Source organism: Microbacterium sp. JZ101 (genome assembly GCF_053903175.1).
This window is the reverse complement of sequence record NZ_CP096400.1, coordinates 3485739-3510894: the sequence shown is the minus strand read 5'-3', so window position 1 is coordinate 3510894 and position 25156 is coordinate 3485739. Positions and strand designations below refer to the sequence as shown.

Sequence of the window (25156 nt, the reverse complement as noted above, 5' to 3'; positions counted from 1 at the left end):
CCTCCTCAGCGTCGCGCTCCGCGAGGAGCACCCGCGAGCGCAGCGGAACGGCGCGGCGGGTCGCCCCGCCGCGCCGGATCCTCAGGTCAGGCGTCGGGTGCGGCGAGCGGGTCGTCGGCCACCCAGAGCTCGTCGTCGGCGCGCAGCGTCTGCCACGCGGCGTAGAGCACGCCGGCGGCCGCGGCGATGCCGAGGATGAGGGCGATGACCGGGCCCGCGCTCGACTTCTTCTTGGGAGCGACGACGGGGAGTCCGGCGCGCGAGCGGGCGAGCTTGTCGCGCGTCTCGGCGGCGACGTCCCAGGCCGAGAGGGCCTTGCCCACGACCGCGCCGGCGACCGGGACGACCGATCCGTCGATGAACTTCTTCGAGGCCTTGACACCCTGGTCCACGAACGGGCGAGCCCGGTTCACGTAGGGCTCGAGGATCTCGTGGTACTTCTCCTCGACCGCGGGTGCGACCTGCTTGCGCCCGAACGTCTCGAGCTGGCGACCCGCCTGCCGTGCGACGTCGGCGGCGCCGGCGGCGACGACCTGCTGCGCCTCCCAGACGTGCGCCGCGGACTGCTGGAGCTTCTTGAGCTCCTTCTTCTGCTTCCTGCTGAGGCTGAGGCTCACGTGTGCCCTCCCGCGTCGATGGGGTCTGCTTTCGACCATCCTGCCAGATGGCATCCCCGATCAGCTCCGGCCTTGCGGACTCTGAGAGAATGTGCCCATGACTCAGCACACCGCCGTCGCGACCATCCACACGAACCACGGCGACATCGTGGTCAACCTCTTCGGGGACCACGCACCCCGCACCGTCCAGAACTTCATCGGGCTGGCGGACGGCTCGCAGGAGTGGACCGACCCGCGCACGGGCGCAGCCGGCGAGGGCCCTCTCTACAAGGACGTCATCTTCCACCGCATCATCCCGAACTTCATGATCCAGGGCGGCGACCCGCTCGGCCAGGGCGTCGGCGGCCCCGGCTACACGTTCGACGACGAGATCCACCCCGAGCTCGACTTCAACGCGCCCTACAAGCTCGCCATGGCCAACGCGGGCAAGCGCCCGAACGCCATCACGGGCAAGCTGAGCGGCACGAACGGATCGCAGTTCTTCATCACGACCGACCCCACCCCGTGGCTGCAGGGCAAGCACACGATCTTCGGCGAGGTCGCCGACGACGCGTCGCGCGCCGTGGTCGACGCGATCGCCCAGGTTCCGACCGGCGCGGCCGACCGCCCGCGCGAGGACGTCGTCATCTCGTCGATCGACGTCGTCGCCGTCTGACACGGCGCTCGCGTGACCACCGCCGACCGACCCCGGAATCCCGACGACTACTGCTATCGGCACCCCGATCGCCAGAGCTTCGTCCTGTGCCAGCGCTGCCTGCGCACGATCTGCGCGGACTGCCAGACCCAGGGGCCGGTCGGCGTCGTGTGCCCGGAGTGCATGAAGGAGCAGCGCAAGAGCCGCACACCCGCCCAGCGCCGCGCTGAGCGGCGCTGGCGCGGAGGCGGCGCGGTCGCCATCGCCGGCGGCCGTCCGCGCGTCATGGCGTGGATCGCGGGCATCACGGCCGTCGCCTACCTCCTCCAGATGGTCGACGGATACGGCTTCGGCGGCGCCATCGGCGTCCAGCAGTGGCTCGCGTTCTACGCTCCGACGCTGTACCCCGAGCTGACCGGCACCACGCAGCCCTGGCGGCTCGTGACGGTCGCGCTCGTCCACGGCGGCTTCTGGCACGTGGGCCTCAACCTGCTGTCGCTGTGGATGATCGGCCGCATCCTCGAGCCGATCATCGGCAGCGGGCGCTTCCTCGCGCTGTACATCCTGTCGACCATCGGCGGCTCGGTCGCCGTGGCCCTGCTGGCCTTCTCGACGCCCGTCGTGGGCGCCTCGGGGGCCGTGTTCGGCCTCCTCGGCACGCTGCTCGTGATCGGGCGCCGGCTGGGCGGCGACATCCGCGGCATCCTCGTCGTGCTCGGGATCAACCTCGTCATCGGGTTCATCCCGGGGTTCAACGTCTCGTGGCAGGCGCACGTCGGCGGCCTCATCACAGGCCTCGTCGTCGGACTGGTCCTCGCTCGAACGAGCGGCCGCAACCGGCGCGGTCTTCAGATCGCGCTGCTGGCGCTCGTGGGCGTCGCGCTCCTCGTGCTCCTCGCCGTGCCGCCCGTGCTGGGATACCCGTCGCTCACCTGACACGCGGGGCAGACGCCAAGGGGCCGGATCCGTCTGGGATCCGGCCCCTTCGCGTGCCCCCGGCGCCTGCCGCGTGGGGCCGCTTGCGGGCGCGGATGGCGGCCACTGGAGGCAGGTGCGCGGCTCGCGACCCACGCAGCCAGGCTGCGCGCACGTCCGGATCGGGCGAGTTCTCCACAAGCTGTCCACAGCTGTGGGTAGGTTCTCCACGGTTAACCCCCCGTTCTCCACCCCCTCTCCACGGGATTCTCCACCTGGTTCCCCCACTTCTCCACGGGGTTATCCACAGATCTATCCCCACCTGGGGATGAATTACACCTCTGTTATTCACAGGTGTGAGGCGAGCTGGGGATGAATCACACCGTTGTCATTCGGATGGTCCGGGCCGGGAGATCGCTGGAGAGAGGGAGCCCGGCCTCGGCTCGGACGGCCCCCTGGCGTAAGCTCGCAAGCGGATCGTGAAAGGACCCGCGATGAGCGAATCGCCCGAGCACCCCTCGGCTCCGCCGGTGACCCGTCGCGCACGCGGCGGACAGCACGCGGCCAAGCGTTCGCGTCGCGGCGGCGCCTGGAACACGGTCCTCACCGTCTTCGGCGTCCTGCTCCTCGTGGGCGGGATCGGCCTCGGCGCCGGCACGCTCCTCGCTCCGCAGTCGGTCGAGCAGGCGTATGGCGCGATCAAGGTCGGCGTCGCCGAGAAGGTCCAGCAGGTGCAGGAGGAGGTCTTCGAGGAGCTCCCCACCGTGAAGCTCGGCGTCTCGGGCGGCCAGACCGAGCTCGACTGGTGCGACGGAACCTTCACCGAGATGCTCTCGTACGAGCGCGACGGCGTGCCGCCCGTGTGGGCCGCGCACAACAACTGCGGCGGCGACGTGCTCCTGCCGTGGGAGATGGGCCAGCGCATCCGAGTCGAGGGGGATGACCAGGTCTACGAGATCGTGGACATCCGGTACACCTCGAAGATCTGGTCGTCGACCGCCGACCTCGTGGGCCTCAAAGGCGCGTTCGCGCTGCAGTCGTGCTTCTACGGCGAGGACCGCATGAAGTTCATCGGCCTCGAGCCGGTCGACGCGTAGCCGAGGAGCGGCAGCATCGCGAGGCACGCGAGCACGGGCACCGCGAGCAGCACGTACATGACGGCGTAGCCGTCGGGGAGCCCGGGCAGAAGTCCCGGGGCGATCAGAGTGCTCGCGAGCACGGGCGCGACGATCGGCGCCAGCGTGTTGGCGACGTTGAAGACGCCGAGCCCGAGTGCGGACTCCGTCGGCGGCAGCGCCGCCTGGGCGATCGACCGGGTCGACGTGAAGCCCGCGCCGATCGCGCAGCCGGCGAGGGCTGTGGCGATGTGGAAGTGCAGCACCTCGGTGGCGAGGCCGCGCCCGACCATCGCGAGCGCGAGCACGATGAGCGCGGGGGCGAGGAGATGACGCGGGTCGACGCGCGCAAGCGGCGTCGCGGCGATGAGAACGGAGGTCGCGACGACGCCGAGCGCGCCGATGAGCGTCGCGAGCGACACGAGGCGGACGGCCAGGGCGTCCTCGAGGGCCCACCGGTCGAGGAACAGGTAGAGGCTGAAGGTGAGGCCCGCGGCGAGCTCGAGTGCGAGCACGAACCGCACGGCGAGCACCGCGACGAACCGCCGCGTCAGCAGCGCGGCGACCGCACCCAGCCGCCACGGCTCGGCCGACGCGCGCCCCGGAAGGCGACGGAGTCGCAGGGCGACGAACAGGATGGCCGCGGCCGCGATGCACGGGACGGCGAGCGTCATCGCGACGATGCTCGTGGGAAGGAGCGCCGCGGCGGCGAGGCCGGGGAGCGTCCCGATCAGGGAGGCCGCGGAGAAGACGCCCGCGGCGCGGGTGCGGTCCTGCGGGGCGAGCCCCTCCGAGAGGAGCCCGTTGATCGCGCCGAAGCACGCGTTGTAGCTCGCCTGCGCGAGCATCCATGCGATGGCGAGCCATGGCACGTCCGGCGCGAACGCGACCGCGGCGCAGGCCGCCACTCCGGCGATCGCCCCCGCGACGAGCCACGCGCGTCGTCCACGGGGCACGCGGCTGCGGTCGGCGGCCCATCCGAAGAGCGGATTCGCGAGCATCGCCGCGGCCGAGCCGGCCGCGGCGACGCCGGCGAGCGCGGTCGGCGCGGCGTCGGCGCCAACCATGTCTCGGATCATGACCGAGAGCCCCACGACCGCGGGCGCCGTGAGCGAGCCGAGCACCGCGCACTGCGCGAGTGCGAGGAGGAGCACGCGTCTCACGACACGGCCTCCTCTCCGTCGCTGTCGTCCTCCGGGGACAGGAGGTCGAGCGCGATCGCGCGTGCGAGAGCCTCCTCGCGTGAGCTGACGCCGAGCTTCGCGTAGAGCGAGCGCAGCTGCGCCTTGACGGTGTTCACGGAGACGAAGAGGCGCTCGGCGATCTCGGCCCTGCTGCCCGTCTCGGCGAGCGCGCGGAGGACGACCGCTTCGCGGCGACTGAGGACCGGCGCGAGTTCGATTCCCCACACCGAGTCGTCGAGCTGCGGCGGGAACGCGGCGAACGTGTCGCGGAGGACCTCGGCCGTTCCGTTCTCCGAGGCGCCCTCGAGCGCCGCGAGGATCCGCTCCCGATCGGACGCCGAGATGAGCACCAGAGGCCAGCGCAGGCCGTGCTCCGTGACGATGCCGGCGATCCGGGCCGCGGTGCGGTGGATGTCTCGGTCGCCGTCGGAGCGGAGGGTGACGGTCGTCGCGGCGATCGCAGCGAACAGCTCCTCGACGGGGTCGCGCGCGTCTCGCTCGGCGCGCGCGACGAGCGAGGTCGCGGCCGCGGAGCCGCTGACGCCCGCCTCGGCCATCCCCTCGATGGCGCGGAGGAGCGACGAGGGCCTCCGCGCGTTCCCGCGGCGCCGCACGTCGGCCACGTGTCCGGTCACGAGGTCGAGCAGCCCGGCTGCCGCCGCAAGACGGTCGAGGCTCGAGGGCTGGGTCGAGCGTCGCGTGCGCGCGTCGCGGACGCGCTCGAACCGATAGGCGGCCTCGCGTCGGCGGCCCAGCATGCTCTCCGCGAGCACGCGCGCGATGAGGATGAGCTCCCAGTGCTCGATCGTCTCGAAGTGCGGGTCGAGGACGGTGAGCTCGTCGAGGGCCCCCTGCGGGTCGGGCTCGGAGAGCAGGACCCAGGCGCGGGCGATGCGCGCGAGAGCGCCCATGTACCCGCTCCGCCAGGTCTCGGGCCACTCGGCGTCGACGATGCGCTCGAGCGCGCGGCGGGCAGCGGCGACGCGGCCGGCCATGGCATCGAGGAAGGCGAGGCCCGAAAGCGCGGCGTTGCGACGATGACGGAAGTCGTGTCGCTCGGAGAACTCGACGAGGGCGGAGAAGGCGCGCCGGGCGGTGTCGGGATCGTCGCCGTAGAACGCGCTCACCCCGCTCTGATAGAGCAGTGTGCTCGCGATGTCCGCGAGCCGGTCGTCCTCGCTCTCCGAGGCGGCCAGCTCGTCGAGAAGCGACACGTAGCGTCGCGCCGCGTCGACCATCCGGCGCTTCTGGCCCAGCATGCGCCACACCACGCCCTCGAGCCCGCGGTGCACGGCTCGTTCCCATGGACTCAGGTGACGGCTCTGCACGCGCGCCAGGAGCCCGGCCGAGACGAAGAACTCCGGTGCGCGGCTCTGCGTCGCCGGGTCGGCGTTGAGGACGAGTCCGTACCAGAGCGCGAGCAGCGGATGGCGGTGGATCTGGACACTGGGGATGCGTCGGAGGAGGTCGACCACCCGCGAGCCCTCGTCGCGGTTCAGCGGGAGCGCCCGAAGGGCGACGTGGCCGGCGAACTCCAGGTCGCGGGCCTCGAGGGCGTGCTCGAGCGCCGCCATGTCGTCCTTGAGCTCGTGGAAGAGCCACTGCGCGATGCGGGCGTGGAGGTCGCGGAGCGCGTCCGGCTTGCGGGCCGCGAACTCCGCGGCGGCCTGTGCGCGCACGTGCGTTCCGTAGCGGAAGAGTCGGGTGCCCGTGTGCGACTCTGTCCAGTGGCCCGCACCCGCGCTCTCCAGGCGCGAGAGCAGCTCGGGCGCGTCGTCGCGGCCCGTGAGCTCACGCGCCAGGTCGGCGTCCAGGACCGGGGAGAGGGCGGTGGCGCCCACGAAGTCGCGCAGCTGCGAGTCGCCGAGTCGGTCGATGAGCTCGCGATGCGCGTGCGCGAGGACGTCGCCGCTCTCGGCCTCGCCCGCGTGGGCGACGGCGTCGAGGCTGAATCTGAGCGAGCCGACATGCCGTGAGGCGTCAGTGCCGGCGATGAGGTCGCGCGCTCCCGGGGACAGCCAGGGCGACGCGGTCTCCGCCACGGCGCGGATCTCGTCCTCGGTCAAGGCGAGATCCGCCTCGGTGAGCACGCGCCGTTCGAGGGACGGCTCGCCGTGCTCCAGCGCGGTCGGCCGGCTGGCGGCGACGATGCAGCGGAAGCTCGGCACCTCGCTGAGGAGGCGCAGCAGATCGTGCGCGACCTCGTCCCACGCGTCGCCGTGTGCGCCCGGGTGCACGCCGTCGACCACGAGCGTGACGGGGGCGGCGACATCGTCCAGCGTCCGCCTCATCGCCGACTCCACGTCGCCGGGGGCATCGGCGATCGCGGCGACCTCGCGATAGAGCGTCGCGTCGTCGACGAGACCGCGCGCATGCACCTGGGTCAGGGCGCGGAGCCAGAAGCTCGCCCGCGACGTCGGCGCGGGGTCGCCGTCGATCCAGACGACGACGGTGTCGCCGGCCGCGTGATCCGCCCACTGCGCCAGAAGCGTGGTCTTGCCCGTGCCTCCCGCGGCGCGGACGACGCCGAGGCGCGCAGGGCCGTCCAGGGCCGCGAGAAGACGCGGCCTGACCACCGCCCCTGCCGGCGGCTGCGGGGCCGCCGGGAACGACGCGCGCGACGTCATGATCCTCGCCCGTCCTCTCCTGCCGCATCCCGTGCGGCATCCTGCCGGTCTGTGCGGGACGCCGGCCACGGCTATCCCGAGCATACGGGCGTCAGACCGTGCCCTCGTCCTCGTCCGGGCTGAGCAGGCCCAGGGCGACCGCACGCGCGAGGGCCTCCTCTCGCGAGTTCACGCCGAGCTTCGCGTAGATCGAGCGGACCTGCGCCTTGACGGTGTTCACCGACACGAAGAGGCGGTCGGCGATCTCCGCTCGGCTCGGCGTCTGCGCGAGGGCGAAGAGGACGACGGACTCGCGGCGCGTCAGAACCGGCGTCAGATGTCCGGTCCAGATGTCCGGTCCAGACCGCGTCGGCGAGCTGAGAGGGCATCACCTCGAACGCGTCCCGCAGGACCTCCGCGCTCCCGGACTCCCCTCCCTCCTCGAGTGCGGCGACGATGCGCTCGCGGTCGCCCGGCGAGATGAGGGCGAGGGGCCAACGGAGCCGCTGCGCGGAGACGATCGACGCGAGCCGGGCGGCCAGGCGGTGCAGGTCACGCCCGTCAGCGAGCCGCAGAGACACCGCGATGGCCGCGACGACGGCGAACATCTCCTGAACCGGCGCGGCCGACTCGTGCTCGGCCCGGGCGACGAGACCGGCGGCGACATCGTGCGAGCCCGCGACGCTCTCCGCCATCGCCTCGACCGCGCGCAGGATCACCGACACACGGCGTGCGTTGCCCTGGCGGCGGACGTCGGACACGCTCCCGCCGACGAGATCCAGGGTCGCGGAGATCGCCGCGAGCCGGTCGAGGGTCGACGGGAGCGTCGTCGGAGTCAGGTATGCCCGGCGTGTGCGCTCGAACGTGTGCACGGCCTCCTGTCGACGCCCGACAAGACTCTCGGAGAGGACGCGGAGGGCGAGGATGACGTCCCAGTGCTCCGTCCCGTCGACGTCGTCGTCCAGCTTCGCGAGCTCGTCCAGCGCGGCCTGGGGTCGTCCGTCCGAGAGGTGCACCCACGTGCGGGCGAGGCGCCACAGGGCGCCCATGTAGCCCGACGACCAGGTCACGGGCCACTCGGCTTCGGGGATCCGCGCGAGGGTGCGCTCGGCCGACGAGATCCGTCCCTCCACCGCGTCGAGGAAGGCGAGGCCGGACAGCGCGGCGTTCCGGAGATGGCCGAGCCGATGCTGCTCGGAGAGCACGACGAGGGCGGAGAAGGCGCGGCGGGCGAGCTCGTGATCGTCGGCGTAGAACGCGCTGACACCGCACTGGTAGAGCACGGCGGCGACGATCGCCGTGAGCCTGCGGTCGAAGTCCGGTGCAGCGGGAGCGTGCTCGAGCAGGTCGACTGCCCTCCGAGCCGCGTCGAGCATCCTGGGGGCGTCCCCGAGAAGCCGCCAGACGACGCTTTCCAGGGCGCGGTGCACCGCGCGCTCCCAGGGGCTCGTCGCCTGGTCGTGCACCCGCCCGATCCGTGTTGCGGAGGCCAGGAACTCGGCGGCCCGCTCGTGCGTCGCCGGATCGGCGCGCAGCACGAGTCCGTACCAGAGGGCGAGAACAGGGTGCCGGTGGACGCTCGCGGCCGGGATCCTCCGCAGGATCTCGACCGCGCGCGTGCCGTCCTCGCGGTTGAACGGGAACGCCCGGAGCGTGACGTGCGACGCGAAGGCGAGGTCGCCGCCCTCGAGCGCGAGCTCGAGGGCGGTCAGGTCGTCTTCGAGCACCGTGAAGAGCCAGCGTGCGATGCGCGAGCGGGCCGCCGCGAGACGCTCGGGGTGCCGACGGATGTAGGCCTCCGTCGCTTCGGCCCGCACGCTCGTGCCGAAGCGGAACAGGCGCTGCCCCGAAGCGGTCCGCGTCCACTGGCCCGCGCCGCTCTCCTCGAGGAGCTCCAGCAGCGTCTCGGCGTCGTCGCGCCCGCTGAGCGTGCGTGCCAGCTCGACGTCGACGGCGGGCGAGAGCGAGGTGATGCCCACGAAGTCCTGGAGGGCGGGGTCGAGGCGCTCGACGAACCCGGCCGACGCCCGGTCGAGGACGCCCTCCGGCCCCGGGTCGCCGTCCCGACGCAGCGTCGTCAGGCTGTAGCGGAGGGCGGCGGCTCTGCGCGTCGCCGAGCTCGTCGCGAGCAGCTCGCGCGTGCGCGAGGGGAGATCCGGCGCGTTGAGCTCCGTCACGGCGCGCACCTCGCCCGGAGTCAGCGCGATGTCCTGCTCGGTGATCATCCGCATCGAGATGCCGGCTTCCCGGGCGAGCGGCTCGAGGGTGCATCCGCCGCTCGTCGCGATGATGCACCGCAGCCGCGGGACGGCGCCCAGCAGCGCGATGACGTCGCGTGCGATCGCCTCGCGGTCCGCCTCCGGCAGGAGGTCGTCGATGAGGAGGACCACGGGGGCGGCGACGTCCTCCAGGGTCCGCCGCATCGCATCGACGATCGCGTCCTGGCCGTCGGCGATCGCGGCGACCTCGCGATAGAGGGTCGCGTCGTCGACGAGACCGCGCGCGTGGATCTGCGTGAGCGTGCGCAGCCAGAAGCCGGCCCGCGATCCGGGGACGGCGCGCCCTTCCGTCCAGACGATCGTCGCGCCGCCGTGCCGTGAGGGCTCCAGGGCCCACTGAGACAGCAGTGTCGTCTTGCCCATTCCGCCGGGCGCACGGATGACGCACAGGCGCTCGGCGCCGCTCATCGCTTCGAGGAGGCGTGCGCGAGGGATGGAACCCGGCGGTGTCTCGGGAACCGAGGGCACGGGGTCGTGCGCCGTCATGATCGAGACGACCGGTCAGGGGCCGACGCCGTCGTGTCCTCGGCCTGGCGGACACGACGCCCCACGCGAGAGGACGGCGAGATCACGGCAGCGTGGACCCCAGGGGGTGGGAGAGTCCGAAGCCGGGGAGGATCGCGAAGCTCGCGCTCGCCGTCGTCGTCGTGAACCCCATGAGGTCGTCCACCTCGTCGAGCCGGTGCTGGGTCTGGACGAACGTGCGCAGGTCGCGCTGGAAGCACGTGAACAGGAGCCCCGCATCGGCTGTGCCGTCCGCGGCGATGCCGTCGTCGAACCCGTACCCACGCCGGAGCATGAGCGCGCTGCCGGTGAAGGACGGGTGGGCGGCGCGGACGTGCGAGCGGGCCGGGACGACGAACTCGCCCTCGGGGGTCTTGGCGAGGAGATCCACCTCGTCGTCGCGCGCGCCGCCGGAGAGCGGCGAGCCGTCGCCGCGCCGTCGCCCGACCACGCCCTCCTGCTGCGGCTGGGCGAGCGCGCGGAAGCGCTCGATGTCGATCCGCAGGCGGCGGATGACGCAGATCGTGCCGCCTGCGAGCGGGCCGTCCGCGATCCACACGTGCTCCGACATCTCCCGATCGCCGTGCGGCACGATGATGCCATCGAGGAAGCCGATCGGACTCCGGGCGACGGTGCCAGCTCCGACGCCGCGGAACCCCCGCTGCGCCCAGCGAGGGACGGCGCCCGAGCGCGCGATGAGGGCGCGAGACGCCGCAGCGGCGTCGTTGACGTCGCTGCTGCAGACCGCGATCAGCAGGTCGCCGCCGGTGCGCTCGGCGGGAAGACGCGCGTCTCCCGCGAAGGCAGGGAGCGGCTCGGCGCCGGGGAGCGAGCTGTCCAGGGCCGCGAGCGCCCGCGGGCCGAGTCCGACCGTGACCGTCAGGTCGCGCGGCCCCTCGAACATGCCGGCGGAGCTGCGCGCGCTCTCCCCGTCGGGGCCCGGCTCGACGAGCGCGGTGATGAGCTCGCCGAGGTGTGCCAGCATCTCGCTGAGACCGGATCGGAACGTCTCATCCGCGCCATCCGCGGCGGGGACATCCGGCAGGTCCAGCACGGTGACGACCTCGTGCGCCTGAGGGGTGGACGGGCGGGCGATGCCCGCCTGGTGCGCACCGTGCGGGTCCACGCGGGCGAAGGCGCCGGGCGCGGCCGTCTCCCGTGCGGACTCCGGTTCGCCGCTCTCCGCCGCCTCGGCCGGGAAGGCGCGCGACGCCGACCACCCGCCCACCGCGCCGGCCGCGACGCCGAAGCCCGCGGCCGCGACGCTGCGCAGGAGATCGCGTCGAGGCAGGCCGGTCATCGCCCGGCTCCGAGGAACGCGTCGGCGAACGCGACGCCGGGAGCCTCGTCGAACTCGACGGCGGTCCACTCGCCGCTCCCGCCCAGCCGCACCTCCGCGCGGTGAAGGAGGCCGCTCTCGTCGATCCAGTAGCGCAGGACGGCGTCGCTCCCATCGTCCGCCGCGCCCGACTCCGGGTCGTAGGGGGTGTCGGAGGTCGGGCCCGCGATCACGTCCACGGCGACGTCGCCGATCGTCTCCTCCCGCAGCCAGCGGGCATCCGTCTGCTGAAGGAGCAGAGGGTTGTCGGGGCGATCCGAGGTGAGGGAGAGCACCACGCTGAGCGCGGCGTGCAGGCGCGACGCGTCGGGCACGAGATCGCTCGTCGTCCACTCGGCTGCGTCCGCGTCCAACCCGGGCGGCGGCAGCGGCGGCGTCGGGTCCGCCGACGGATGGCTGCTGATCGCGTCGGCACTCCATGCGATCAGCGAGCGCTCGCCGCGGGCGTCGATCGTCGCGTAGCCGAGGTGCGCGGCGTAGTCGACCCACCCCGACACCGCGTAGTCCTGGCCCGCGTCGGCGACGCTGAGCTCGACGGCGCGGACGCCGGCGTCGAAGTTCCGGAACCGCATCATCGCGAGGCTCTCGGCTTCGTCCGATGACAGGGGACGAGCGTCCTGAGCGGGATCCTCTGCGGGGGCCGTCGTCGGGGCGCATGCGCTGGCCGCCACGAGGACGGTCGAGACGGCGCCGCCGATGAGGAGGCGGCGCAGCAGGCTGCGGCCTCTCACCGGACGGCCGCCCGGTCTTCGAGGAGTGTCCGCTCGGGCAGCGGATGCTCGGAGACTGCGGGCATGTCGACCGCGGCGGGCAGGGGCTGCGGCGGCGTCTCCACGTCGTCGAGACCCGGTTGCGCGGGAGGAGCGGGGATCTGGAGGAAGCTCATGCCGCGCGGCACCTCGACGTCGGGGGTCGTCCCGCCGCCGGGCGCGACCGCATCCGAAGGGCACGACGTCGCGCGGAGCTCCTCGGGGGCGGAGGTCGCAGGTCCTGCGCCGTCGAAGCAGTTCCCTCGGCCGAGAGCGCGTTCCGCCGACGTGTCCACGGCATCGACTCCGTTGCCGGACACGGCGTTGTCCGAGAAGGCGTTGTCCTCGGCGGGGATGTCCTCGGAGTTCGACAGCAGGATCCCGGCGGTCGGGTTTCCCTCGATGCGGTTGGCCGAGATCACGTTGCGCTGGCCGCCGTTGACGGCGAGGCCGACGCCGAACCCGCCGAGCGCGTGGGCCGGCGATTCGCCGTTCGCGTTGTCGCCGATGAGATTGCCGAACACCGCGTTCTCCCGCTGCGGGGTGAACGCCTCCTGGTAGTTCGAGATGAGCGTCATCCCGATGCGGTTGCCCGAGAACCGATTGCCCGCGATCGTGAGCGAGTCGGATGCATTCGCGTTCTCGAACCCGATGGCGTTGCGCTCAGCCACGTTGCCGGCGACGAGGATGTCGCAGTCCTCGCACTGGCCGACGTAGAAGCCCGAGTCCGCGGAGCCCGACGCGTAGGAGTCGGTGATCGATCCGTGCCGGGCGTTGAACGCGTAGATGCCGTAGAGGCCGTTGTTGTAGGCCGTGACGTGGTCGATCGAGAACCGCTCGACGGGCGGGAACCGCTCGGGGTCGAGCTCGGTGTAACCCGGGCCGCCGTGCGCGAGCGGGCCGTTCTCGTCGTGCATCCCGGTCACGAGCACCCCGTAGAACTGGGTCGAGTGCACCGTCAGGTTCTCGACGCGCACGCCGTCGGCGGGCACGAAGACGCCGAACGAGTTCGTCCCGCCGCCGTCGATGATCGTCTCGTTCCGGTCCTCGCCGCGGAGAGTCACGTCGTCCTTGTCGACGGTGACCTCCTCCTCGTAGGTTCCGGGGGCGATGAGGACCATCCCGCCCGGGGTGACGAGGTCGACGCCCTCCGAGATCGTCGCCGCGTCCTCGGGAACGCGGACGAGCTCCTGAAGAACCGGCTCCTCCGGCTGTGCGGCTGTCGTGGTGCACCCCGTCGCGCTGAGGGCGATGGCGAGGATGGCGAGCGTCCGCGCTAGTGCGGAGAAGCGCGCGCGGGGACACATGCGGTCGAGCATAGACGGGATCCGAGACCGGTATGACAGCGGATCGGGATGATGTGAAAAAGGGGGTGAAATCCGGTTGCCCAGCTACCTCCCAGCAGACGCACAGGTCCTTGACTGGTGCGCGGGCGTCTTCAAAAGAACGCCCGCGCGCGCCCGTCGGGCGCGGCACGAGCGCTCTCATGGAGGGCGCCGACCTACTCGGAGGGGAGCACCGTGTCACGGTTGCAGAGAAGGAGCGCCGTTCAGCCGAAGCTGAACGGCGAACCCGGGGGAGCGCGGCGCCTGGTCGCCGGGGTCTCGATCGCGGGTCTGCTGGCGACAGGACTCGTCGCGGCCGCATCGCCGGCTGCGGCAGCCGTCGGCGATGAGATCAGCGGATCGATCTGGCAGGACTACGACGCGAACGGCGTCTTCGACACCTATGAGTTCGGGCTCGAGGGCATCGAGGTGCGCGCGTACGACGATGCGGGCAACGTCGCCGGCCCCGTCCTGACGGGCGTCGACGGGACGTATGTCCTTCCCGTCACCTCTGATGCGCAGCGCTGGCGCGTCGAGGCCGATGTGCCCGACGATTCGCAGTGGGCCGCGTGGGAGGACTCGGTCGTCGGTCGCACCGGAGGGACGACCAACGGCACGACAGTGCAGTTCGTCGACATCGCGGATGCCGGCGCGGTGGACTTCTCGTTCCACGTGCCGGGCGCCTTCGTCGAGAACAACCCGCGCGTCTACCTTCCGAAGATCCAGTACGCCGGATCCGACGGCCCGAATGCCGACAAGGAGGGCGGCCAGATCATCTGGTACGACGCCGAGAGCGCGAGTGCCAGCAGCGAGGTTCCGAGCACGGTCAACGTGCCGTTCCGCGACGTCGGCGCGACCAACGGCTCGACCTGGCGCCGTGCGACGTCGCCCGACCAGGTGGGCGAGCTCTTCACCGCGGCCTACATGCGCCGGCACTCGGGCCTCGGTCCGGGCGGCCTCGGCGCCATCTACCGCGTCACTCCCGACGGCGGGACGCTCGACTCCGCGACCGGATCCGGATCGGTCTTCGTCGATCTGACGGACCACGGGATCGACGTCGGCGCCGAGTACGACGCCGGCGCGCTGCCCGGCCCCGACGGCATCCGCCCGCGGACGGCGCTCGACAACCCGCTCTACGACTGGTCGATGGATGCCCAGGCATGGGCACGGGTCGGCCGCACGGGTCTCGGCGGCATCGCGATGTCGCCCGACGAGACGCAGATGTTCGCCGTGAACCTCTACAAGCGCTCGCTCGTGGTCATCGACATGGGCGAGCCTGGGCAGCCGCCGCTGGCGGTGCGCGAGATCGAGCTCGACGGCTTCTTCCCCGACGGCAGCGACCTGCGGCCGTTCGGAGTGTCGTCGGACGCGATGACGAACACGATGTACATCACCGCGACGAACACGGCCGAGTCGACGAAGAACAACGCCGATCTGCACGGATACGTGTATGCGTTCGACCCGGCGAACCCCGCGGGGCTGACGCAGGTCCTCGACTTCCCGCTGGACTTCCCCCGTTATGGCGACACGCCGCAGACCCCCGGGGACTTCCAGTTCTGGACGACGGACTCCGGTGACTTCGAGAACTTCGCGCGTCGTCCAACGCCGATCGTCGCCGACGCCCGGGTCCAGCACGGCAACCTCGTCGTTGGCGTGCGCGACCTGCACGGCGACCTGATCGGCTACCAGACCGCGGTCAGCCCGACGGATCGCCGACTGGCGACGATCCGCTCGGTCGGCGACGTCTACATGGCCACGGGCAACGGCGACGGCACGTTCACCATGGAGTCGAACGGCTTCGCCGACGGCGTGCAGGGAGACGGCGCGACCGCGCCCCTGTACCAGCAGCCTGCGGGCCTGCTCGGTCCGGGCGGGCACAAGTACTTCGACGACGCGTGGCAGATCGACGGTTTCCAGCCCGGTCAGTTCACGGGTCAGGCGCTCGGCTCGATCATTACGGTGCCGAGCCGCGACGACGGCGTGCTCACGACGGGCATCCATGTCGCGAACAGCGGATTCCAGGTGGGTGTGCGACGCCTCTATCAGGAGACGGGCGCGCACTACGACCCGCGTGGCGCGATGGTCACCCAGCTCACCCCTGTGGCGGGGGTGCCGGACGCGACGATGAAGGGCAACGGCCTCGGCACGATGTCGGCTCTCGCGTCGGCGGCGCCGATCGAGATCGGCAACTACGTGTGGTACGACATCGATCGTGACGGCGTCCAGGATCCGAGCGAGGATGCGGTCGAGGGCGCGACGGTGAACCTCTACGAGGTCGCCCTTGACGGCACCCGCACGTGGGTGTCGAGTGCGCTCACGAACGCGCTGGGCGAGTACTACTTCTCGTCGAACGCGCTGCTCAACACGAACGGCTACGCGCTCAAGACGAACACGAGCTACGTCGTCGGCATCGACAACCCGGCCGACTACGCGGAGGGCGGCCCGCTGCTGGGCTGGTACCCGACGGTAGAGAACACGGGTGACGCCGACTCGGTGGACGCCGACCGGAACGACTCGGATGGCATCGTGGAGGTGTCGGATGCGGGTCACTTCCCGTTCGCGGCGGTCACCACGGGCGGTCCGGGGCAGAACGACCACACGATCGACTTCGGCTACTCGCAGCTCGACTACACGCTCGAGAAGCGCACCGTGTCGGGTCCGACGGAGAACCCCGACGAGGACGGCACGTGGCGGATCGAGTACGACCTGGTTGTCGGCAACCCGTCGCTGTCTCCGGGTGAGTACGGCCTGTCGGATGACCTGACCGGGTACGGCGAGGGCATCGAGGTCGTCGACACCGAGGTCGTGTCGGGTCCGGAGGGCGCCGTTCTCAATGAGAACTGGAACGGCGTGGACGACCAGGCGGTGATCAGCGAGCGGTTCCCGATCGCGCCGGAGTCCACGGGCGATGCGGCGCACGTGTACCGCCTCGCGGTGACCGTTCGTCTGACGGCCGACCCGGAGACCGGCGAGGCGATGGTCGACCCGGCCCAGCTGGGCTGCACCGACGGGCAGACGCCGGCCGACGCGACGACGGGCCTGTTCAACGTCGCCACGCTCGATCCGCTGCACCACGAGGACCTCGTCGACGACGAGTGCGGCGAGCTGCCGCTGGTCGAGCTCGACAAGACCGTCGTCTCGGAGCCGACGGTCGTCGACCGCGACAACGAGCCGGGTGTGTGGGAGGTCGTGTACGGCCTCGAGGTGCGGAGCCTGACCGGCGCCGACACCGACTACGACCTGGTCGACGAGCTGCGGTACGGCTCTGCGGTCGAGGTGCTCTCGGTCGAGGCCGAGAACGTCGATCCGGGCGACATCGCCGTGCGCGATGCGTTCGACGGCCTGACGGATCACGTGATCGTCACGGACGAGCCCATCGCGGGCGGTGCCACGCATCGCTACGAGGTGACCGTTCGATACACGTTCACGCTGCCGAACCCGCCGACCGACCCGAACCCGTCGGACTGCTCCCTCGCGGGCAGCGGCGAGAGCGGGACCGGTCTGCTGAACACGGCGCAGACGGAGTTCAACGGCTACCCGTCGCCCGACGACGAGTGCCGCGAGCTCGGGCAGGTCACGCACGAGAAGGAGCTGATCTCGGCGAACCCGATCGGGGACGGCCGCTGGCAGGCGGACTACCGGATCACCGTGTCGAACAAGGGCGTCGAGAAGACCCTCTACGACCTCGACGACACGCTGCGGTACGCCGACGAGGTCGACGTGGTCTCCGCCGAGGTGACCGGCTCGCCCGAGGGCGTCACGCTCGCCGACCCCGCCTGGGACGGCGAGGAGAACACGCGCGTGGCTTCGCTCGTGCCCATCCTGGGCACGGACGATGAGGGCTACGCGCCGCACGAGTACACGCTGACCGTGATCTCGGATGTCCCGCTCGCGTTCGAGGGCGCGGGCACCGAGGACGACCCGACGGCGTGCGCTGACGGCGCGGTGCGCCCCGGTGGCAGCGCTCTGTCGAACACGTCGACGCTGACCGACGAGGCCGGTGTGACCGAGGACGACGAGGCGTGCGCGCCGCTGCCGTCCATCGACATCGACAAGTCGATCTCGGCCGGCCCGGTGCCCAACGGCGACGGGACATGGACCGTGACGTACGACATCGTCGCGACGAACGACGGTGCAGCCGAGGGCGTCTACGAGGTGTCCGACCGGATGACCGAGATGGGCGATCTGCGGGTGCTCTCCCGTGAGGTCGTCGAGACGCCGGAAGGCGTGACCGCCCAGGAGGGGTGGACCGGCCTGGGCGAGGAGGGGTCGGCGGAGAACGTGATCGCCACCGACGTGCCGCTCGCCGCGGGAGGGGTGCACACCTACCGCATCGAGGTGCTCCTCGAACTGGACGAGTCGCTCGGGGGGCTGGCCGAGGTGGCCTGCTCCGAGTTCGACGAGGACGGCGCGGCCGGACTCGTGAACTCCGCGGGGATCGGGCACAACGATCTGGCGGATGCGGACGACGCATGCGTGACGGTCGCCCAGATCACGATCGACAAGTCCATCTCGGCGGGCCCCGTGCCCAACGGCGACGGCACCTGGACGATCGTGTACGACCTCGTGGCGGAGAACCTCGGCGAGGTGTCGGGTGAGTACGACATCTTCGACCGGCTGCGCTTCGGCGAGGGCATCGAGATCGTCGAATCCGAGGTGGCGGAGGTTCCCGATGGCGTCACGGCGCTCGAGTCCTGGACGGGACTCGGCGACGAGGGCGCGGCGGAGAACCTCATCGCCGAGGACGTGACGCTCGAGGCTCAGAGCAGCCACACCTATCGGGTGGCGGTCACGGTCGCGCTCGATGAGTCGTCCGTCGACCCGGATGCTCTGGCCTGCCCGGAGCCGGGCACAGGGGGCTCCGGTGGTCTGAACAACACCGCCGGGGTCGACCACAACGGCATCCAGTCCACGGACGAGGAGTGCGCGCCGCTGCCGCTGTTCACCTTCGACAAGACCCTCGCGGAGGGCCCTGTCGCGAACGGCGACGGTACCTGGACGATCGTGTACGACCTCGAGGTCGGCAACATCGGTCACGCCGAGGGCGAGTACGACCTCGAGGACGGGCTGCGGTACGGCGACGGCGTCGTGATCGAGGCGGCGGATGTCACCTCCACCCCGGCGGGCGTCGAGGACCCGACCAGCTGGACCGGTCGGGGCGAGACCGGGTCGGAGCAGAACCTGATCGCCGAGAGCGTCCCGCTCGAGGCGGGCGGGCAGCACTCCTACCGCGTCGAGGTGACGGTGTCGCTCGACGTGGAGACCGTCACGCCGGACGCGCTCGCGTGCCCGGCGCCCGGTACCGGCGAGAACGGCGGCCTGAACAACGTCGCGGGCATGACCCACAACGGCGAGACGCAGGAGGACGATGTCTGCGCGACGCTGCCGCTGGTCGAGATCGAGAAGTCGCTCTCGGGTGCGGTGACGCCGGTCGAGGGTCAGCCGGGGCAGTACGACGCGACCTACCAGATCACGGTCACCAACCGCGGTCCGGCAGGCACGGATTACACCCTGGACGACCAGTGGATCGCCGGCAACGGCCTCACCGTCCTCGGCGTGCAGGACATCTCCACGGATGCTCCTGACTCGGTGGGCATCAACCCGGGCTTCGGCACGGATGGCGATGTCCGCATCGTGACGGATCAGCCCATTGCCGGAGCGCCCGAGGGAGGATCCACGGTCCACACCTACACGATCGTCGTCCGCTACGCCCTCGACCACAACGAGATCGACGCGAGCGTTGTCGAAGGCTGCATCGACGGAGACGGCAACGTCCCCGACGGGTCGCTGCACAACAACGCCACCGTGGACTGGAACGGCATCTCCGACGAGGACGACGCGTGCGTCCAGAACGGCAAGCCGACTCTGGACAAGGAGCTGTCGTCGGCCACCCCGGTCGGCGAAGGCCAGTGGGAGGTCGTGTACGACCTGACGGTGGGCAACACCGGCAACGAGCCGACGCGGTACGACCTGGACGACGAGTTCCTCTTCGCTCCGGTCGTGACGGTCGACGAGGTGTCGGTGACCGGCCCCGAGGGCGTGGAGATCGAGGGGTCGTTCGACGGCGCCGAGAACCAGCGCATCGCGACCGGCGTCGAGATCGTCGGCCTGGACGACGAGGGGTACGCCCCGCACGTCTACCGCGTGACGGTGCTCGTGGACGTGCCGCTGCACTTCGCTGAGGCGGAGCAGGATGGCACGGGTGCACCGGGTTGCACGGCTCCCGAGGGCGGCAACTTCCTCGAGCAGGGCCTGAACAACGCCGCGACGCTGACGGACGAGACCGGCGGGGAGATCACGGACACCGACTGTGCTCCGCTGCCGTCCATCGACATCGCCAAGGAGATCGTCGGCTCGCCGACGGTCGACGAGGACGGCGTGTGGTCGGTCGAGTACGAGATCGTCGCGGTGAACGACGGCGCGCAGGCCGGCGAGTACGACCTCTCCGACCGACTCCGCTTCGGGGCGGGCATCGAGGTTCAGACCGCCGAGATCGCTGAGGCGCCCGAGGGCGTCACGCCGAACGGGTCGTGGACGGGTCAGGGAGAGGAAGGCGCGGACGAGAACGTCGTCGCGTCGGATGTCGCCCTGGGCGCGGGAAGCGAGCACACGTACCGTGTGGTCGTGACCGCCACGCTCGACGCGGACGCGACGGACGAGTCCACGTTCGCCTGCCCGGCACCGGGTGAGAACGGCACCGGCGGCTTCGCGAACACGGCCGGGATCGTGCACAACGACCTGACCGACACCGCCGAGGCCTGCGACGTGCCGACCGAGCCGCAGGACCCCGAGGTCCCGGGCAAGCCGGACGAGCCGAAGCAGCCGGAGAACCCGGCTGTCCCGCCGCTGAACCCCACAGGCGGCGACATGGGAGGCATCGTGCTCCTCGGAGCACTCGCCCTCCTCCTCATCGGAGGCGCAGCCCTCTTCATCGCCCGCAGCCGCCGCGAGAACGCGGCAAGCGGACGCGGGGAGAGCTGAGAGAAGCTCGGCGGGCCGGTTCCCCCGGGCCGGTCCGCCGAGCCGATGACGGCCCCGGCCATCGCAGCAGCTGCGATGGCCGGGGCCGTCTCGGTGTTGAGACCGAGGGCGGAGGGTCTAGCTGGTGCGCTGCGGAGCCTCGCCACCGAGGAGCCCCATCCGAAGCGCCGCCGCGACGGCGTCCTCGCGGCGAGAAACGCCCAGCTTCCGGTAGACGCTGCGTGCCTGGCTGCGAACGGTGTTGAGCGAGACGTTGAGGCGCGCCGCGATCCCGCCGAGCGTATCGGACGTGCTCAGGGCCCGGAGGACGATCAGCTCCCGCGGAGTCAGTCGCGGGAGGTGGACCTCCGCGTGGCGTGCGGCGGGCACGGTGTGCGCTCCGAGCGGACTCTCGATCTTCGTCAGGGCGCAGAGCGCCTGCAGATCGTCCGGATTCATCTCCCGGAATGCCGATCGATTGCCGGTGGCGATGAGGTACTCGTGCGCGCGCAGGAACAGCGCCCCGGCGTCGGTCTCCTCACCCCGGCGCAGCTGCGCCGCCGCGAGGATGAGCAGGTGATCCAGCGTGTCCCGGCGCGTCGTCGTGGTCCACCTCAGAGGCGGCGACGACAGCCGGATCGCCGTTCCGAGCTCTCCGGCGCGCAGGTGCGCACGAGCGAGCGGGATCCGGAGCATCTCCTGTGAGGGATGGTCGGCGGCGAGGCCGATCACCGCTGCCCCGTCGCCGGCCGCGAGCAGGAGATCAGCGCGGAGGCGCAGGAGCAGCCCACCCGCGATCCGCGCCTGCTGGGACTTCGCGCCGTGCGCCTCGATGACGTCCTCGAGCTGCGCGAGGGCCGCGAAAGGAGAGCCGAAGAGGTTGCCGTAGCGGGCCCAGGCGGCGGCGATGAACGGCCAGACCTCGTACGGCGCGTGCGGGTCGCCCAGCCGTCGCAGCGAACGCCGCGCGGCTCTCTCCGAGAGAGCATCCATGCTGAGCAGAGCCGTTGCGAGGTGGGCGGGGGCCATGACGAGGTCCTGCATCAGCATGTCCGGGGTGCCGGACTGCCGGACCTCCTCGAGCCATCGCGTGGCCGACCGGTGGCTTCCGGCCAGCGCTGAGAGGAGGGCCGCGGTCGCCGCGGCGTTGACGCCCGCGTAGTGGCGTGAAGGCGGCGGTCCCATCTGCTCGAAACTCGTGCGCGCGTGCGTCAGGGCGTCTTCGTACCGACCGCTGAGCATCGCCGTCAGGGACCGCTGCATCGAAAGCCACCCGGGTCGGCGGCCGCCCGCGTCGAGCCACGGCAGCGGCTCCGGCTCCGGCATCTCCGCGAGCCGGTCCGCGATGTCGGATCCGATGCGCTCCGCCTCCGCGTAGTCTCCCCGGAGGCGCGCTCCGATCATGGCGATCACCCCGGCCGCCAGCAGGTCCGCGGGCTTCGGGAACGTCGCATACCTGAGCGCATATCGTCGGCCGCGAGTGACGTACACCTGAAGGAAGCCCCGTTGCGCCTCGTTATCACCGCGGCGGCCGAACTGGTGGGCCTGGAACGCCGCCAGGAGCAGCCGGGGATGCTGCTCGAGCTCGGCGGGGGACAGCCGCGCGGCGACGCGGGCGATCTGCGGGCCGTACTCAGCGGGGAACCGGTACCAGAGCTCGTCGCTGAGATCCTCGATCGTTGCGAGGTCGCCGCTCTCGAAGGCCTCGGCGATGCGAGTCGGATCGGGCGCGCCCAGGAGATGCTGCATCAGACCATCGAATCCCGCGCGCGAGCACGTGCCTGCGGAACGTTACGCGACTTCACCCCGGATTTCACCCTGGGCAGAACTGCCCAGGGTGATGGGCGACAAAAAAGGAGGCGCCCCCGGGGGGGACGCCTCCTTCGAGCCCTGCCGCGGCTATCGCCACTGCGTCGTCATGAGGAAGCCGATGAAGGCGATGCCGAAGCCGATGACGAGGTTCCATGCGCCGATGTCGGGGATGGGGAATGCCATGCCCGAGAGGTAGAAGACGAGGATCCAGACGAGGCCGATGAGCATGAAGCTCACCATGACCGGCTTGAACCAGACGGGGTTCGGCGCCTTGCCGCTGTCGCTGCGCTCGAGGGGTTCTTCGCCCTGGGATGCTCGTGCCATGAGTCCGAGTCTAGTCGGCTCGCCGGGCCTTCACGGAAGGCGAGGGGACGCGATGCCGCAGGATGAAAATCGGGATGATTTCGCATCGCACCGGGGGTGCCGGACTCTGGGATGCGGGAATACTTCGAGGTGATCGGCCGCGTCAGCGCGGCAGCTGCGCGCGACTCTTCGAAGAGGAACCATGTTCACACCCCTCCATCGCCGTGACGTCGATGTCCTGAGCGACCGCCTCTACGTCATGCTCGCCGAGCGGATCATCGCCGGCGCCTACGAACCGGGTGAGCGACTGTCCCTCGCGGACATCGCGGAAGAGTTCGAGATCTCGAAGACGCCCGTTCGCGAGGCCATCCAGCGTCTCGCTCGCGCCAGCCTCGTGGAGATCGACAGCGGTCGCTGGACGCGCGTCGCGACTGCCACTGCTGAGAGCCGACGTCACGCACTCGATCTCGCCTCGCAGCTGGACGCGTCCGTCGCCGGGCTCGTGCTGCCCTCCCTCGAGGAGCAGGAGCTCGATCGGATCGCCGAGCTCGTGGCGGTGCCCCGCGGTGCGGCGCCCTCCCCGGGCGATGCGTTCGCGCGCCTGCGGATCATGAGTGCGTCGCTATCTCGTCATCTCGACAACGCGCTGTTCGCCGAGCTCGTCGCGGATGCCGACTTCACCATCCGCTTCCACACCTCCCAGCGCGTGCCGGCACCGGCGTCGGTCGATCTCCGGAGGATCCTCTTCGCCCTCTCCTGTGCGATCAGCGCCGCAGAGGTGCGCGACGTCCAGGACATCCTGCGCGGCGTGTACACGGGCGACGTGCGGGGCGGGCCCCTCGAAGAGCGCGCGGCCGACGGCATCCGCGCGTAGGGAGCGCACGACCTCGGCTGCAGGTGAATCGCGCGGTGGCAGGACGAACCAGCGGGGATCATCCTGCAGCGGGCAGATCGTCCTGATCTGAGCCGCGACGCGGCGGCGGCCCGGCGCCGAGCCGGCGCTCGGCGGCGTCTAGCGCTCGGCCGGGTCGGCGTCGATGCCCTGCGTGGGCGTCGGGGTCGGAGTGGGCGTCGGCTCGGTGCCCGTGCAGACGCGGATGCGGATCGTCGACTGGATCGGCACCGATCCGATCTCGGACTGCGACACGACGCCCGGCTGGTCCGACTCCTGGCACGTGTCGTCCTCGACGACCTCCGCCGTGAGGCCGAGCTCCTCGAGCGCGCGCTTCGCGGCGTCGAGCGAGAATCCCTTGAGATCGTTGACCTGGACGCGGCCGGTGGCGACCTCGAGGTCGATCGTGGCACCGGCGGGGAGCTCGTCGCCCTCCGCGACCTCGTCGTCTCCCGCGTGGACGCGGAGCACCGTCGAGGCCTTGTGCTCGGCATCGTCCACCGGCAGGATCGCGCCGAGCGAGAGCCCCGCCTTCGAGATCGCGTCGCGCGCCTGCGACTCCGTCAGTCCGACGAGTGCGGGGACGACCGCGACCTCGGGCCCCTCCGACACGAGCACCTCGACGCGCTGATTCGGGCTCACCGAGAGATCGGCGCCAGGGTCCGTCTCGACGACGACGCCCTCGGGCACCGAGTCGCTCGGCACGTCCTCGCGCACCGGCACGAGATCGCGCGCCTCGAGCTCCTCGACGGCCTTCTCGTAGGTCATCCCGGCGACGTCGGGGATGATCCGGGCGGTCGACGGCGTGCCATCCCACGGGCGGATGGTCGCGAGCCAGAAGACGAGAGCGACGATCAGCACCGCGATGAGCGCGACCGCCGACCAGATCCACACGACCGGGGGGCCGGACTGCGTCCGGGTCATCGTCGTGTCGCTCGAGAGCTGCTGGAGCGTGCGCGCGGTCTCCTGCGCCTGGCGCGGGCTCGGGCCGTAGAGCTCGTTGGTGAGCGTGTCGAGCTCGCGCTTGGTCGGCGCACGGCCGTCGAGAGCGGCGTCGAGCGCCTCGCGGAATCGTGCGGCGTCCTGATAGCGCTGGAAGGGGTCCTTCGCGAGCGCGCGGAGCACGACGGGGTCGAGACCCTTGGGCACGTCGGGGTTGAGGGCGGTCGGCGTGACGGGCGTCTCGCTCACGTGCTGATACGCGACGGCGACCGGCGAGTCGCCCCGGAAGGGCGGGCGCCCCGTCAGCAGCTCGTAGAGCACGACGCCGGTCGAGTAGAGGTCGGCGCGCGCGTCGACCGACTCGCCCTTGGCCTGCTCGGGTGAGAAGTACGCGGCGGTGCCGAGGATGGCCGTGGTCTGGGCGACCGTGGACGACGAGTCCGAGACGGCACGGGCGATGCCGAAGTCCATGACCTTGACCTGGCCGGACTCGGTGATCATGACGTTGCCCGGCTTGATGTCGCGATGGACGACGCCGGCCCGATGCGAGTACTCGAGGGCCTCGAGGATGCCGTCTGCGTATCGCACGGCGTCCTTCGGGGCGACCGGGCCGCGCGCGATGATGTCCTTGAGGAGCGTGCCGGTCACGAGCTCCATGACGATGTACGGAACCGGGCGGACGCCGCCCGTGGCGTCGGTCTCGGTGTCCTCCCCGGCGTCGAACACGCGCACGATCGAAGAGCGGGCCATGCGGGAGGCGGCCTGCGCCTCGAGCCGGAAGCGCGTCCGGAACGTGCTGTCGCCCGCGAGGTCCTTCTCGAGGATCTTGATGGCGACCGTGCGGCCGAGCTTCTCGTCGAAGCCGCGGAAGACGCTTGCCATGCCCCCTCGGCCGATGAGCTCATCGACGCGGTAGCGGTCGTTGAGGACGCGTGTCTCGGCCTTCACAGATGGACCCCCCGGAGTAGCAGGCGGGGTCA

At 71.2% G+C, this 25156-nt stretch carries 15 protein-coding genes; 5 read left to right on the top strand and 10 right to left on the bottom strand.

Annotated features, from left to right (window positions below):
- Positions 1-86: 86 nt before the first annotated feature.
- A complete protein-coding gene (locus M1D56_RS16095; protein WP_336619499.1) occupies positions 87-617 on the bottom strand; it encodes a DNA helicase in 531 nt (176 codons plus the stop codon).
- A gap of 97 nt (positions 618-714) precedes the next feature.
- On the opposite strand from M1D56_RS16095, the gene M1D56_RS16090 reads away from it, so the two are divergent.
- From M1D56_RS16090 to M1D56_RS16080, 3 genes are all read left to right on the top strand, one after another.
- The gene (locus tag M1D56_RS16090) at positions 715-1272 is read left to right on the top strand and encodes a peptidylprolyl isomerase (RefSeq protein WP_324013353.1); all 558 of its coding nucleotides are present in this window, start codon (positions 715-717) and stop codon (positions 1270-1272) included.
- 12 nt (positions 1273-1284) lie between these two features.
- The gene (locus M1D56_RS16085; protein ID WP_456284208.1) at positions 1285-2187 is read left to right on the top strand and encodes a rhomboid family intramembrane serine protease; all 903 of its coding nucleotides are present in this window, start codon (positions 1285-1287) and stop codon (positions 2185-2187) included.
- A 473-nt stretch (positions 2188-2660) separates the two neighbouring features.
- Positions 2661-3263, top strand: coding sequence for a hypothetical protein (locus M1D56_RS16080; protein WP_421074861.1), 603 nt, complete (start codon positions 2661-2663; stop codon positions 3261-3263).
- On the opposite strand, the gene M1D56_RS16075 is transcribed toward M1D56_RS16080, so the two are convergent.
- The 6 genes from M1D56_RS16075 to M1D56_RS16050 all read right to left on the bottom strand — a co-directional run bounded on the left by M1D56_RS16075 (position 3212) and on the right by M1D56_RS16050 (position 13249).
- Positions 3212-4444 carry an MFS transporter gene (locus M1D56_RS16075; protein ID WP_456284207.1) on the bottom strand — a complete coding sequence of 411 codons (1233 nt, stop codon included), beginning with the start codon at positions 4442-4444 and terminating at the stop codon, positions 3212-3214. The two genes, M1D56_RS16080 and M1D56_RS16075, sit on opposite strands and share 52 nt — an antisense overlap.
- Positions 4441-7092, bottom strand: coding sequence for a LuxR C-terminal-related transcriptional regulator (locus M1D56_RS16070; protein ID WP_456284206.1), 2652 nt, complete (start codon positions 7090-7092; stop codon positions 4441-4443). The genes M1D56_RS16075 and M1D56_RS16070 overlap by 4 nt, the downstream gene beginning before the upstream one ends.
- A 71-nt stretch (positions 7093-7163) precedes the next feature.
- Positions 7164-9758, bottom strand: coding sequence for a hypothetical protein (locus M1D56_RS16065; protein WP_456284205.1), 2595 nt, complete (start codon positions 9756-9758; stop codon positions 7164-7166).
- A gap of 160 nt (positions 9759-9918) precedes the next feature.
- Entirely contained in the window at positions 9919-11154 is a 1236-nt protein-coding gene (locus tag M1D56_RS16060; protein WP_456284204.1) for a Dyp-type peroxidase, read from the bottom strand.
- Positions 11151-11924, bottom strand: coding sequence for a hypothetical protein (locus tag M1D56_RS16055; protein WP_456284203.1), 774 nt, complete (start codon positions 11922-11924; stop codon positions 11151-11153). Before M1D56_RS16055 ends, M1D56_RS16060 begins: the two co-directional genes overlap by 4 nt.
- On the bottom strand, positions 11921-13249 hold the full coding sequence (locus M1D56_RS16050) for a right-handed parallel beta-helix repeat-containing protein (protein WP_456284202.1): 1329 nt from the start codon (positions 13247-13249) through the stop codon (positions 11921-11923). The genes M1D56_RS16055 and M1D56_RS16050 overlap by 4 nt, the downstream gene beginning before the upstream one ends.
- A 213-nt stretch (positions 13250-13462) precedes the next feature.
- Here M1D56_RS16050 and M1D56_RS16045 point away from each other — a divergent pair, with 213 nt between their 5' ends.
- Positions 13463-20248 (top strand): SdrD B-like domain-containing protein, encoded by a 6786-nt coding sequence (locus M1D56_RS16045; protein WP_456284201.1) that lies wholly within the window; start codon positions 13463-13465, stop codon positions 20246-20248.
- Between the two features lie 117 nt (positions 20249-20365).
- Here M1D56_RS16045 and M1D56_RS16040 read toward each other — a convergent pair whose 3' ends face one another.
- The gene (locus tag M1D56_RS16040) at positions 20366-21976 is read right to left on the bottom strand and encodes a LuxR C-terminal-related transcriptional regulator (RefSeq protein WP_456284200.1); all 1611 of its coding nucleotides are present in this window, start codon (positions 21974-21976) and stop codon (positions 20366-20368) included.
- 150 nt (positions 21977-22126) lie between these two features.
- A complete protein-coding gene (locus M1D56_RS16035) occupies positions 22127-22363 on the bottom strand; it encodes a cell division protein CrgA (RefSeq protein ID WP_456284199.1) in 237 nt (78 codons plus the stop codon).
- A 181-nt stretch (positions 22364-22544) separates the two neighbouring features.
- On the opposite strand from M1D56_RS16035, the gene M1D56_RS16030 reads away from it, so the two are divergent.
- Positions 22545-23216 (top strand): GntR family transcriptional regulator, encoded by a 672-nt coding sequence (locus M1D56_RS16030; RefSeq protein WP_456284198.1) that lies wholly within the window; start codon positions 22545-22547, stop codon positions 23214-23216.
- A gap of 138 nt (positions 23217-23354) precedes the next feature.
- On the opposite strand, the gene pknB is transcribed toward M1D56_RS16030, so the two are convergent.
- The gene (gene pknB, locus M1D56_RS16025) at positions 23355-25058 is read right to left on the bottom strand and encodes a Stk1 family PASTA domain-containing Ser/Thr kinase (protein WP_456285248.1); all 1704 of its coding nucleotides are present in this window, start codon (positions 25056-25058) and stop codon (positions 23355-23357) included.
- Between the last annotated feature and the right edge of the window lie 98 nt (positions 25059-25156).